Origin of the sequence: Micromonospora inositola (assembly GCF_900090285.1) — a bacterium.
GTDB classification, from domain to species: Bacteria; Actinomycetota; Actinomycetes; order Mycobacteriales; family Micromonosporaceae; genus Micromonospora; species Micromonospora inositola.
The window spans coordinates 4,574,943-4,586,287 of the sequence record NZ_LT607754.1 but is presented as its reverse complement, the minus strand read 5'-3'; the positions used below and the strand labels follow the sequence as shown (position 1 = coordinate 4,586,287).

General features: G+C 75.4%; 11 protein-coding genes. 5 read left to right on the top strand and 6 right to left on the bottom strand.

Annotated elements, in window-relative coordinates; genetic code table 11:
- Nucleotides 1-7: 7 nt before the first annotated feature.
- Nucleotides 8-403 (bottom strand): hypothetical protein, encoded by a 396-nt coding sequence (locus GA0070613_RS21875; protein WP_089014004.1) that lies wholly within the window; start codon nt 401-403, stop codon nt 8-10.
- A 181-nt stretch (nt 404-584) separates the two neighbouring features.
- Here GA0070613_RS21875 and GA0070613_RS21870 point away from each other — a divergent pair, with 181 nt between their 5' ends.
- The 3 genes from GA0070613_RS21870 to GA0070613_RS21860 all read left to right on the top strand — a co-directional run bounded on the left by GA0070613_RS21870 (nt 585) and on the right by GA0070613_RS21860 (nt 2,600).
- Nucleotides 585-920 carry a PadR family transcriptional regulator gene (locus GA0070613_RS21870; RefSeq protein ID WP_089014003.1) on the top strand — a complete coding sequence of 112 codons (336 nt, stop codon included), beginning with the start codon at nt 585-587 and terminating at the stop codon, nt 918-920.
- Entirely contained in the window at nt 917-1,687 is a 771-nt protein-coding gene (locus GA0070613_RS21865; protein WP_089014002.1) for a permease prefix domain 1-containing protein, read from the top strand. Before GA0070613_RS21870 ends, GA0070613_RS21865 begins: the two co-directional genes overlap by 4 nt.
- A gap of 121 nt (nt 1,688-1,808) precedes the next feature.
- Nucleotides 1,809-2,600 (top strand): alpha/beta hydrolase, encoded by a 792-nt coding sequence (locus GA0070613_RS21860; RefSeq protein WP_089014001.1) that lies wholly within the window; start codon nt 1,809-1,811, stop codon nt 2,598-2,600.
- 133 nt (nt 2,601-2,733) lie between these two features.
- Here the strand turns inward: GA0070613_RS21860 and GA0070613_RS21855 are convergent, their stop codons facing one another.
- Nucleotides 2,734-3,240: a DinB family protein gene (locus tag GA0070613_RS21855; protein WP_089014000.1), complete on the bottom strand. Its 507-nt coding sequence runs from the start codon at nt 3,238-3,240 to the stop codon at nt 2,734-2,736.
- 114 nt (nt 3,241-3,354) lie between these two features.
- On the opposite strand from GA0070613_RS21855, the gene GA0070613_RS21850 reads away from it, so the two are divergent.
- Nucleotides 3,355-4,392, top strand: a complete 1,038-nt coding sequence (locus GA0070613_RS21850) for a M36 family metallopeptidase (RefSeq protein WP_089013999.1) — start codon at nt 3,355-3,357, stop codon at nt 4,390-4,392.
- Nucleotides 4,393-4,433: 41 nt separating this feature from the next.
- Here GA0070613_RS21850 and GA0070613_RS21845 read toward each other — a convergent pair whose 3' ends face one another.
- Together GA0070613_RS21845 and GA0070613_RS21840 are read right to left on the bottom strand one after the other, a co-directional pair.
- Nucleotides 4,434-5,213, bottom strand: coding sequence for a M15 family metallopeptidase (locus tag GA0070613_RS21845; RefSeq protein ID WP_089016111.1), 780 nt, complete (start codon nt 5,211-5,213; stop codon nt 4,434-4,436).
- A gap of 176 nt (nt 5,214-5,389) precedes the next feature.
- Nucleotides 5,390-6,685 carry a D-alanyl-D-alanine carboxypeptidase family protein gene (locus GA0070613_RS21840; RefSeq protein ID WP_089013998.1) on the bottom strand — a complete coding sequence of 432 codons (1,296 nt, stop codon included), beginning with the start codon at nt 6,683-6,685 and terminating at the stop codon, nt 5,390-5,392.
- 158 nt (nt 6,686-6,843) lie between these two features.
- Here GA0070613_RS21840 and GA0070613_RS21835 point away from each other — a divergent pair, with 158 nt between their 5' ends.
- Nucleotides 6,844-7,302, top strand: a complete 459-nt coding sequence (locus tag GA0070613_RS21835; RefSeq protein WP_089013997.1) for a hypothetical protein — start codon at nt 6,844-6,846, stop codon at nt 7,300-7,302.
- A gap of 47 nt (nt 7,303-7,349) precedes the next feature.
- Here GA0070613_RS21835 and GA0070613_RS21830 read toward each other — a convergent pair whose 3' ends face one another.
- Nucleotides 7,350-9,692, bottom strand: a complete 2,343-nt coding sequence (locus GA0070613_RS21830) for a lysylphosphatidylglycerol synthase domain-containing protein (protein WP_089013996.1) — start codon at nt 9,690-9,692, stop codon at nt 7,350-7,352.
- Nucleotides 9,693-9,956: 264 nt separating this feature from the next.
- A complete protein-coding gene (locus tag GA0070613_RS21825; RefSeq protein WP_089013995.1) occupies nt 9,957-11,231 on the bottom strand; it encodes a D-alanyl-D-alanine carboxypeptidase family protein in 1,275 nt (424 codons plus the stop codon).
- Nucleotides 11,232-11,345: the final 114 nt, after the last annotated feature.

The following is an 11,345-nucleotide window of genomic DNA, read 5'->3' as shown; positions in this document are numbered from 1 at the left end:
GCGTCCGCTACTGGACCTGACCGACCGACGGGCGGACCGTCATCCGCTCCATGAAGGGGAAGCGGGCGGTGAGGTCGGCGAGGGTGGCGCCGGCCCGCCAGGCGGCGGCCACCTGGACGACCGGCAGCAGGTCGGTGGCGTCGCCGCGGGCCCGGACCTCCCCCGCCACCCGGATGTCGATCATGAAGTACCGGGCCTGCGAGCCGAGTCCGACGCAGACGGTCCCGTGCTCGGAGGTCAGCTCTGCGCAGGTGAAACGGCTCCTGCCCTGCTCGGGGGCGGAGACGCGGCCGACGTCGAGCTGGTGCTGGGCGGCGCACGCGGTGAGCCCGGACGCCAGCCCGCCCCGTTCGACCAGGTCGGGATAGAGGCGCACACCCAGCGCCGTCGACACGTCGCTCATGACTGACTCCCACTTCCTCGTGACAGAGACCAGCGGCGCGCAGGTTACGCGGAGGTTTCCGGCGCGCGTGTGGTCATCCTGTCCCCCTTGGACGACCACGGCAATAGGAACCCTCGATTCCACTGCCATCGGGGGCGAAACCCCTTGACGCCTAGAAAGGCTAGGCCTAGCGTGCCTTGGTATGAGCATGGACCTGCGCGGGCACCTGGACCTGCTGATCCTGGCCGCCCTGCGGCAGACCGGGCCGACGCACGGCTACGCCCTGATCCAGGCCCTGCGGGACCGCTCGGAGGGCACCTTCGACCTGCCGGAGGGCACCGTCTACCCCGCGCTGCACCGGCTGGAACGCGCCGGCCTGGTGGCCAGCGCGTGGAACGACGACACCGGCCGCCGCCGCCGGTGCTACGAGCTGACCGACCAGGGCCGCGCGGCGCTGGCGGCGAAGCAGTCCGAATGGCAGGCCCTCGTGCGCGGCGTCGCCGCGATCCTCGCACCGGCCCAGGGAGCACCGGCATGAACGACTCTCCGATCGACGCGTACCTCGACCGGCTCTTCGACCGGTTGGCCGGCACCGGCGCCGCCGGGCGGCGGGCCCTGGTGGAGGCGGAGGACCACCTGCGCAGCGCGGCGGCGCAGGCCGTCGCGGAGGGGACCGACCGCGCCGAGGCCGAACGGCTCGCCGTGGCCCGCTTCGGCGACGCCACCGACATCGCCGCCCGGCTGCGGCGCGCCCACACCTCCACCGCCGACGTGCTGCGCCGGGCCTTCACCGGCGCGTGGCTGCTCGGGGCGGTCGGCCTGCTGGCGATCGGCGTGAGTGGGCTGCTCGCCGAGGCGCTGGGGCGGCTCTTCGGTCCGCACCTGGTCGCGGGCGACGCGGCGGGCGTCACCTACACCGCCGCGCGCTGCGCGGACTTCCTACGGCTGTCGCCGGGAGCGCCGACCTGCGCCCGCGCCGCCGAGTTGCACCACTGGGGCGAGGTGGTGGAATACCGGGTGGCGGCGGGCCTGCTCGGGCTGCTGGCGCTCGCCCTCTATGTCGCCGTACGCCGGCGGGGGCCGCTGCGCGGGCCACGCTGGGCACCCCCGGCGGGGCCGCTGGCCCTGGTCGCCACGACCGTGTTCGGACTGGCGGCGGCGCTGCTCGCGCTCCCGGTGCTGGCCCGGGCCGCGTTCGGCGATCCCGCCGGCATCGGGGCGGACCTCTCCGCCGGAGTGGTCGCGGCGGCGCTCACGGTGGCGGCGGCCGTCGTCGGGCTGCGCCGCACCGGTACCGCCGGCTGAGTCCGCACGACCGGGGCCACCCGTTCGTCGTCGACCGGTCGAGACCAACGGCGGACGGGTCACCTGGGGCTGGGCGTACGACGACTTCGCCTGACGGGCAGGGTCGGTAGGGTCGATCACCATGGCGCGCATCCGCTGTGACTTCTTCTCCGAAGCCCTGGGCATGGGCACGTCGATGACGGTGCTCCTGCCGGAGCGGACCTCCGCCCAGATCGGCATGGCGGGCAGCGCCGCCGTCGGTGACCCGCCGGTGCTCTACCTGCTGCACGGCCTGACCGACGACGACACGATCTGGACCCGGCGCACCTCCATCGAGCGGTACGTCGCGCCGCTCGGGCTGGCCGTGGTGATGCCGAACGCGGGCCGCAGCTTCTACACGGACGAGGAGCACGGCAACCGGTACTGGACCTTCCTCAGCGCCGAACTGCCCGAGGTCTGCCGCTCGTTCTTCCGGCTCTCCGAACGGCGGGAGGACACCTTCGTCGCCGGGCTGTCGATGGGCGGGTACGGGGCGATGAAGTGGGCGCTGCGCGACCCGGGGCGGTTCGCGGCGGCGGCCAGCCTCTCCGGCGCGCTCGACGTGGCCCGGCGCCGCGAGCATCCAACCAGGCCGGTGGACCCGGCGGTCTGGCACACCGTCTGGGGCGACCGGCAGGTGCCCGGCACCGACGACGACACGGTCGCGCTGCTGGAGCGCGCCGGCGACGCCCTGCCCGCGCTCTACGTCGCCTGCGGCACCGAGGATTTCCTGTACGAGGACAACACCCGCTTCGTCGAGACGGCCCGGCGGCGCGGCGTGCCGCTCACCGTGGACCTCTCCCCCGGCGGCCACGACTGGGGGTACTGGGACGCGAAGATCCAGGACGTGCTGGCCTGGCTGCCGCTGCGGCGCGACACGGCCGGCGGTAACTGAACGTCCCGCGCCGCCCCCGGCGCTCGGCCGGAGGTGCGGCGCGGGTTCGAGCGCGGCCGGCCGGTTTCTCATCGGTGGTGGCGGCGGCCGTACCGGAGGACCTGTCGGTGGGACCCGAAGTCCCGGCCCGGCGTCAGACGCCGACGCTGCCGTCGATGGCCTCCCGGAGGAAGTCGGCGTGGCCGTTGTGCCGGGCGTACTCGTGCATCATGTGCAGCATCACCAGCCGCAGCGACACGTCCTCACCCCAGCGCGCCTGGTGGCCGGTGACGTCCAGCGACTCCGCCTCCCGCTCGATGCGGCGGGCGTGCTCGACCTCCCGCTGCCACGCCTCGAACGCCTCGGGCCGGCTGGCCGTGCTCGCGTCGTACGCCTCCTGGTAGTCGCCGGTCGCCGACCAGACCAGCGGGATGTCCTCGCCGTTGATCACCCGGCGGAACCAGGCGCGCTCCACCTCGGCCATGTGCCGGACCAGCCCGAGCAGCGACAGTGTGGAGGGCGGGGAGGACCGCCGGCGCAGCTCGTCGTCGCTGAGCCCCTCGCACTTCATGGCCAGGGTGGCGCGGTGGAAGTCGAGGAAGGCGCGCAGCGTCTCGCGTTCCCCCGCCAGCAGGGGCGGGCCGATCCGTTCGGTGTCCACGAGGGGTCCTTCCTGGGACGACGGGAGGGCCGCTGGCCTGCCCGCCGAGGGTTGGCACGGGTCGACGGGGAGCCTAGTCTCAGCCCACGGATCCACCCTCGAAGGGATCATGGCATGCACCCCCACATCAGACGTTCCGCGCTGGTCGCCTCGGCGGTCACCGCGGCGCTGGTCGCCGCTGGCACGACCGTCCAGGCGGCCGGCGACCCGTACGGGCACACCGCCACGGCGACGGCCTTCGCCCCGAACCCGGTGCAGCAGCTCGGCGACCAGAGCCTGACCGACGCCAAGGACGCCGACTACCCGGCGCTGGCCGGCGCGTACCGGTCGGTGCTGCTGACCAACCTGGACGGTTCCGGGACCCTCACCGGCAAGTACGTGGTGGTCAAGAGCAAGACCGGCACCCCGGCCAGGGCGGTCGACGGCGGGTACCCGGCGTGGCACCGCGACGCCGACCAGTTCGAGCAGGTCATGGGCTACCACTGGGTGAACACCGCCCAGGCGTACCTGCAGTCGCTCGGCTTCGGCAGCACGCTGCGGCCGGTGAACCAGCGGCAGATCGAGCTGCGCATCGACCAGTTCGGCGGGGACAACTCGTTCTTCCGGGAGGACAAGGCGAACATCACCCTGGGCAAGGGGGGCGTGGACGACGCCGAGGACGCCGAGGTGATCGTCCACGAGTACGGCCACTCGGTGCAGGACGGGCAGGTGCCCGGCTTCGGCACCAACCTGGAGTCCGGTTCGATCGGCGAGGCGTTCGGCGACTACCTGGCCGTCGCGGTGACGAGCTGGGCGACCGGCACGCCGACGAAGACCCCGGAGGCCTGCGTGGCCGACTGGGACTCGGTCTCCTACACCCGCACCGCCCCGCACTGCCTGCGCCGCCTCGACGGCAGCAAGGTCTACCCCCAGGACCTGCGGGGCGAGGTGCACGCCGACGGTGAGATCTGGTCGCGCGCGCTGTGGGACATCCGCACCGCGCTGGGTGGCCGCAAGGCCACCACGCTGATCGTGGAGGCGCAGTTCGACTTCGCTCCGGACACCTCGTTCCGGGACGCGGCGCTGGCCACCGTCGCCGCCGCGCAGCGGCTCTACGGCAACCAGGCCGCCTCAGCGACCCGGGCGGCGTTCGTCGCCCGCGGCATCCTCTGACCGGCGGCGCCGTCCCGGCCGGACGCCGGCCGGGACGGCGCTCACCGCAGGGACGACCGGGCCACCGGGAAGTCGAAGTACGTCTGCGGGTACGGCTCGGCGGTGAGGCGGTAGTGCCACCACTCGTTCGGATAGTTCTCGAACCCCTGGGCGGTCATCAGCCGCCGCAGCAGCTCCCGGTTCGCCCGGGCGGACCCGCTGACCCGCGGGTCGGCGGTGTGGGCGAGCGGGTCGAAGCAGTCGAACCCGGTGCCCATGTCGACCGAGTTGTCGGGGAAGCGCTGTCCGGGCGGCGCGGTGCACGACACCAGCGGCTGTCCCGGCACGTATCCGGGCTGGGTGGGCGGCGGGGCGGGGACCAGGGTGAGGTCCAGCGTGCTGCCCCGGCTGTGCGAGGTCGGCGCGCCGACGTACCCGTCGGCGAAGAGCTTCGACTTGGCCACGTCGGGATAGAACTCGGCCTTCATCTGCTGCTCCCCCGGCAGCTTCGCCCAGGCCACGAAGTCGTCGACGGCGCGCTGGGGGCGGTAGCAGTCGTACACCTTCAGGCTGCGCCCCTGGCCGAGCGCGGCGGCCTGCACCCGGCGCAGCGCCTCCGCCGCCGGACGGGTGAGCAGGCAGAGCGGCTCCGGGTAGCCGACGATCGGCCGGCCGACGAAGTTGTGCGCGGTGGCGTACCGGATGTCAAGGTGGATGCTCGGTTCGACGTCGGAGAGCGCCACGAAGTCCGCCGGGGCCCGCGGCCCGGTGGCGGACGGTGGTGGGCTCGGCGAGGGCGAGGGCGAGGGCGGGGGCGGGGGCGGGGGCGGGGGCGGGTGCATCGCGGGCCGCTGGCAGCCCGCGACGACGGCGGTCGCGGCGACGAGCACGACCGCCAGGCGCCGGGCGCCGCCGGACGGTCGTCTCCCGCTGCTCACGCTGCCCTGTCTACCGGACCCACCACGGCGGCGACGGGCAAACCCGGAGACCCGGCCCGGTACGGCCGGGGCGGGCGGCGCTACCAGCCCGGCCCGGTGGTCCCCGAGCTGGCGCGCACGGCGTGCCGCCGACGCCGGTTGATCAGCACCGCTCCCCCGGCCACCAGCACCGCGCCGACGCCGAGGAGCGGTCCGGTCCGGGGCCAGGGCGCGGGGCCGCTGCCCGGAGCGCCGTGCAGCCCGGCGCCACCGGCGAGGGCCGACGGCGGCGCCGTGCCGGTCGGCGACGCGCTGGCGGCGGTCAGCTCGCCCGGGCGGACCAGCCGGCCGACGGCGGCGTCCCGCCGCAGTCCGAAGCCCCAGTCGAGCAGCGCCGCGCCCTGCTGCCACCCCCGCTGGGTGGGGATCTCCGCGCCGAGCAGGGTCACCACCAGCCGCCGGCCGTTGCGCTCGGCCGCACCCACGTAGGTGTGCCGGGCGAGGTCGGTGAACCCGGTCTTGCCGCCCAGCGCGCCCGGATACTGGTACAGGAGCTGGTTGTCGTTCTGGATCTGGAACGGCTTCTCGCGCAGGGCCGGCTGCCCGGGGATCTCCGCGGTGCGGGTTGCCGCGTACCGGCGGAAGGCCGGGTCGGCGAAGCAGGCCCGGAAGATCAGCGCCAGGTCGTACGCGCTGGTGAACTGGCCCGGGCCGTCCAGTCCCGACGGGGTGACCGCGTGGGTCTGAAGGGCGCCGAGCTGCCGCGCCTGCTCGTTCATCGCGCGGATCCCGCCGGCCTGGCCGTCCGCGCCGCCGCCGAGCCGAGCCAGCGCGTTGGCCGCCTCGTTGCCGGACTTGAGCAGCAGGCCCAGCCAGATCGTCTCGATCCGGTACCGGCCGCCCTCGGCCAGGCCGACCGCGGAGCTGCCCGGCTCGATGGCCAGGTCCTCCGCCGTCACGGTGACCTCCCGCCGCGGGTCCAGCCGGGGCAGCATCGTGGCGGCCAGCAGCAGCTTCTGCACGCTGGCCGGTACCCCGTACTCGTGCGGGCCGCAACCGCCCAGCACCGCGCCGCTGTCCAGATCGGCGACGAGCCACGAGGTGGCGGTCACCGCGGGCGGCGCGGGCACGGACGGTGGCACCACCAGGCCGACGCTGGCGAGCTCGGCCCCGCCGACGGCACGGGCGGCGGGGTCCGCCGGCGGCGGTGGCTGCGGTGGCCGGGTCGCCGGGGTGGGCACGTTCGGACAGGGCACCGAGGGCGCGGCGATCGACGTTGCGGCGCGGGCGCTCCGGCCGGCCGACGTCCCGGCGCGGGAATTGGCGGCAGCGGCCGCGGGCATGCCCAACACCGGCAGGAGCAGGGCGGCGGACACCGCGACTGGCAGGCCTCTCATGCCCACGGACGCTAGCCACGCCGCCACGATCGGGTCGTCTCCTCCGCCGTTCGCGTCCGGGGGGACGGATCCGGCGGTAGGCTGCGCGTCTCCTCCGGCCGGCGTCGCTCGTGGTCCACTGACAGCAGATGTCAGTGGCCCCGGCCTAGCGTACGGCCATGGAGAACAGCTTCGACTGGTTCGTCGGCACCTGGACGTCCACCCAGCGGCGGCTGCGGACCGTCCTCACCGGTTGCGACGAGTGGTACGAGTTCCCCGGCGTCACCCGGTGCTGGAGCGTCCTGGGCGGCGCCGGGAACGTCGACGAGGTCACCTTCCCCACGCAGGGGTTCAGCGGCGTGACCCTGCGCCTGCACGATCCGGCCAGCGACGAGTGGTCGCTGTACTGGGCCAGCAGCCGCAGCGGCCTGTCGCTGCCCCCGGTCGTCGGACGGTTCGGCCCGGACGGTCGCGGCGTCTTCACCGCCGAGGAGACCTACCAGGGCACCCCGATCGTGGTGCGGTACCTGTGGTCGGACATCACCGCCACGACCGCCCGGTGGGAGCAGGCCTTCTCGGTCGACGGCGGCGGCACCTGGGAGACCAACTGGACCGCGGACTTCACCCGGACCGGCTGACCCGGCTGCCCGGCGAGGACGGGAGGTGACCCCGCCCGCTCAGGCACTCAGACGACGTGTCGGCGGACCAGCACCCGCAGCGCCACGTACCCGGGCAGCACCGGCAGCCAGAAGGTGGCCAGCCGGTAGACCAGCACCCCGGCGACCGCCGTGTCCACCCCGATCCCGTACAGCAGCAGGCCGGAGACGAGCGCCGCCTCGGTGGCGCCCAGCCCGCCGGGGGTCGGAGCGGCGGACGACACCCCCTCCCCGACGACGCAGACCAGCAGCACGGGCGCGACGAGCCCGGGGTTGACCGGCAGGCCGACGGCGAGCAGCGCCAGGTACAGCGCGCTTCCGTAGGCCAGGGTGAGCGCCAGGCTCGCCGCCAGCAGCCGGGTGATCCGTCCGCTGTGGGCCAGCGAGCGTACGGCCTGCGCCGCCTGGCGGCGGGCCGCGCCGACCCGCGCGCGGAGCCGGGGCACGGCCAGCGCCGCGGCGGCCAGCAGCAGCACCGCCAGCACGGTCAGCAGCACGGCCAGGCCCCGGCCGGTGGCGGCGTTCACCAGGTGCCGGCGCGTGCCACGGGCGAACGGCAGCAGGACGGGCAGGAGCAGTCCGACGGAGACGACGCCCGAGACCCGGTCCACGGCGACGGCGGTGGCCGCCGCCGGGACCGGCAGGCCCTGCTGGCGCAGGTAACGGATGCTCAGCGCGGCGCCACCGAGGGCACCCGGGGCGAGTCGGTTGACGAACGACGCGGCCACCTGCACCGCGACCGTCCGGCCGAGCGGCACCTGGCCGGCGGCGGCCAGGCGCAGCACCAGCGCGCTCAACAGGTAGGTGGCGGCCGAGGCCAGCAGGACGCCGGTCACGGCCAGCGGGTCGGCGTGCAGCACGGCGTGCAGCGCGGCCCGCACCTGGCCGAGCTGCGGCAGCAGGAAGTGCACCAGCAGGCCGAGCATGACCAGCAGGAACACGTCCCGACGGGTGATCCGCACGACCCGGGCCAGCCGGTCCTGCCGGCCGGGGCACCGGCGGGCGATCTCGTCGTGGAGGTCCGCCAGCAGGCCGGGGCGGGCGTCGGCCAGGGCCCGGCCGGCCCGGGACAGCAGGGCCGGTTGCAGCCAGCGCAGCGTGTCGGCGACCGGACCGGTGCCGAGCTGCCGGGTCGCGGCGTCGACGGTCGGCCGTACGCCGGCCAGCGCGGCCAACGTGACCAGGAGCTCCACCAGGTCGCGGGCCTGCTGGTCGGCCGAGGCGCCCTCGGTGCCGAAACCGAGGTCGACCAGCCAGGTCGAGGAGTCGGCGACCAGCACGTTGGCCGCCCGCAGGTCCCGGTGGGCCAGGCCGGCCCGGTGCAGCCGGGCCACCTGCCGGCAGACGTCGTCGAGGACGTCCGGCCCGAGTTCGGCCGCGTCCAGCGCGTCGAGCGGCCGGCCGGGCACGAACTCCTGGACCAGCAGCGCGTCGCCGACCGCGTCGGTGGCGGTCGTGATCAGTTCCGGGGCACGCGCCCCGGCCCGCCCGGCGAGCAGCAGCAGGTACGCCTCGTGCTCGTTCTTCTGCTTCGCCGTCACGTACGGCGGCTCGTCGGCGATGTCCCGGTAGCGCAGCCGGCGGTAGAGCTTGTAGAGCCAGTCCGCGTCCCGCTGGCGGCCGCCGGTGACCTTGACGAAGAGGCGTCGCCCGTCGGTGGTGGTGACCTGCCAGGGTCGGGAGCCGCGCGCGTCACCGCGGAGCGGCGTCAGGTCGGCCACCTCGATGCCCCGGCCGAGGAGGACCTGCCGGAGCCGCCGCGCCGAGTCGCCGGGGCCCACGTCGCCGACGATCAGCCGGGTGAGGCTGGCGGCGAACCAGCCGACCAGGAACCCGCCCAGCACGTCGACCGGCAGGTGGGCGCCGACGTAGATCCGGGCGGTACCGACCGCCGCCAGGGCGAGCCAGACCAGGCCGCGTAGCCGAGCGGGCAGGGCCGGGGCGAGCACCACGCCGAGCGCGGTCGCCACTGCCATGTGCCCGGAGGGATACCCGAACCGCCCGGTGACGATGTCGTGGAACCGGATGTCGGTCAGGAACGCCTCCGGTCGCGCCCGGCCGACCACGGTCTTGACGACGCGGGCGGACCAGTAGGCGAGGGTGCCCGCGATCAGGAGGTCGCGGGCCAGCCCGAACCGACGGGCCGCCACCGCCCCCGCCGCCGCCACCATGACCGCCGGGTAGGCGCCGAGCTGCATGACCAGCACCAGGACCGGTCCGACCGGCCCGGGGATCTGGTTGACCAGCGCGAAGAGGTCCTTCTCCCAGTGACCGGGCGGCCGCCGGGCCCAGTAGCTGAGCACGGCGAGCAGCCCGCCGGAGACCGTCAGGCTGAACACCAGCGCCGGCGACGGCCGGTGGGTCCGGGGCATCCCCGGCCCTAACGGGGGTCCGCCCGGCGCGGGCCGCCGGTACGCGGGTTCGGCTCCGGCCGCGACGTCCTCCGGGCGGCTGCCGCGCTGTCCCGCATGAGTCGACCATAGGGCGAGCCCGGCGCGCGACGGGCCGCAACAGGGGCGATCCGTCCGGTAGCGGCATCCTCACTCCGGGCGGCCCCAAGGGCCCGCACGCGGTCCGGTGGCCGCAGCCGGCCGCCGAGGGCTGATGCGGGCGGAGCCGACCGGGCCGGGTACGGGCTACGCGCGGCGGCGGCCGGTCTGGCGGGGCCGGCGACGGGCCACCAGCACCGCCACCAGCACCCCGACGACGGTGGCGGCGCCGCCGGCGACCGGCCCGATGACCCGCCAGTCCCCCTCGGCCATCCGGCGTCCCGCGGTCGCGGCGGGGCCGCGCCACGGGGCAGCCACGGTCGGCGGGGCCGGGGAGTCGGTCGGGGCGGACTCCGCCGCGTCCAGTTCGCCGGGCGCGACCAGCCGGCCGGCCGAGGCGTCCCGGGGCAGCGAGAAGCCCCAGTCCAGCAGTTGGGCGCCCTGCTGCCAGCCGCGTACCGGGCGGGCCTCCGCGCCGAGCAGGGTGACCACGAGCCGTCGCCCGTCGCGCTGGGCGGCGCCGACGTAGCTGTGCCGGGCCAGCTCGGTGAAGCCGGTCTTGCCGCCGAGCGCGCCCGGGTACCGGTAGATGAGCTGGTTCTCGTTCTGGATCTGGAACCCGCCCTTCTTCAGCGCGGGCTGGGCCGGGATCTGGGTCCGCTCGGTGAGCGTGTACCGGCGGAACAGCGGGTTGGCGAAGCAGGCCCGGGCGATCAGGGCGAGGTCGTACGCGCTGGTGAACTGCCCCTTGCCGTCCAGGCCGGAGGGGGTGACCGCGCGGGTCTGCCGGGCGCCCAGCCGGCGGGCCTCCTCGTTCATCGCGCGGATCCCGCCGGGCACGCCCTCGGTGCCTCCGCCGAGCCGGGCCAGCACGTTCGCCGCCTCGTTTCCGGAGTTGAGCAGCAGCCCCAGCCAGACCGTCTCCACGCTGTACCGGCCGCCTACGAGCAGGCCGACGGCGGAGCTGCCCGGGGCGATGTCCAGGTCGCCCCGGCTGACGGTGACCACCTGCTTCGGGTCGAGCTTCGGCATCATGGTCGCCGCCAGCAGCAGCTTCTGGGTGCTGGCCGGGGTGCCGTACTCGTGCGGGCCGCAGGCGCCCAGCACCGCACCGGTGTCCAGGTCGGCGACGAGCCAGGACGTCGCGGTCACGGCCGGCGGCGCCGGCGCGCCGGCCGGCGCGACCAGTCCGGGCGTGTCGAGCTGCTCGCCACCGACCACCCGGTCCTGCGGCACGGCCGGCGGGGGCACCGGCCGGGGCGGCCGGGACACCTTCGGGGCCGGCGCCTTCGGGCAGGGCAGCGGCGCGCGGGCGGCCCGCGCGGCCGGGGCGGCCTGGGCCCGCGCGGCCGGCGTCGGCACGGCCGGGCCGACGGTCACGAGTACGGCGGCGGTGGCGGCGGCCAGGACCCGAGCTCTCATGACCACGCAGACTAACCCGCAAGATCTCTTGGCGACGGCCGGCCCCGGGGGGGTCTTCGCCCGGCGCGGTCACGCCCCCCGGGGAGCGGCGCGGGTCCCGGTGCTGGCCGTTCG

Excerpts from the sequence above, each read along its gene's own strand:
- GA0070613_RS21875 (WP_089014004.1), bottom strand. The coding sequence starts at position 403 with ATGAGCGACGTGTCGACGGCGCTGGGTGTGCGCCTCTATCCCGACCTG.
- GA0070613_RS21870 (WP_089014003.1), top strand. The coding sequence starts at position 585 with ATGAGCATGGACCTGCGCGGGCACCTGGACCTGCTGATCCTGGCCGCC.
- GA0070613_RS21865 (WP_089014002.1), top strand. The coding sequence starts at position 917 with ATGAACGACTCTCCGATCGACGCGTACCTCGACCGGCTCTTCGACCGG.
- GA0070613_RS21860 (WP_089014001.1), top strand. The coding sequence starts at position 1,809 with ATGGCGCGCATCCGCTGTGACTTCTTCTCCGAAGCCCTGGGCATGGGC.
- GA0070613_RS21850 (WP_089013999.1), top strand. The coding sequence starts at position 3,355 with ATGCACCCCCACATCAGACGTTCCGCGCTGGTCGCCTCGGCGGTCACC.
- GA0070613_RS21845 (WP_089016111.1), bottom strand. The coding sequence starts at position 5,213 with ATGCACCCGCCCCCGCCCCCGCCCCCGCCCCCGCCCTCGCCCTCGCCC.
- GA0070613_RS21840 (WP_089013998.1), bottom strand. The coding sequence starts at position 6,685 with ATGAGAGGCCTGCCAGTCGCGGTGTCCGCCGCCCTGCTCCTGCCGGTG.
- GA0070613_RS21835 (WP_089013997.1), top strand. The coding sequence starts at position 6,844 with ATGGAGAACAGCTTCGACTGGTTCGTCGGCACCTGGACGTCCACCCAG.
- GA0070613_RS21830 (WP_089013996.1), bottom strand. The coding sequence starts at position 9,692 with ATGCCCCGGACCCACCGGCCGTCGCCGGCGCTGGTGTTCAGCCTGACG.
- GA0070613_RS21825 (WP_089013995.1), bottom strand. The coding sequence starts at position 11,231 with ATGAGAGCTCGGGTCCTGGCCGCCGCCACCGCCGCCGTACTCGTGACC.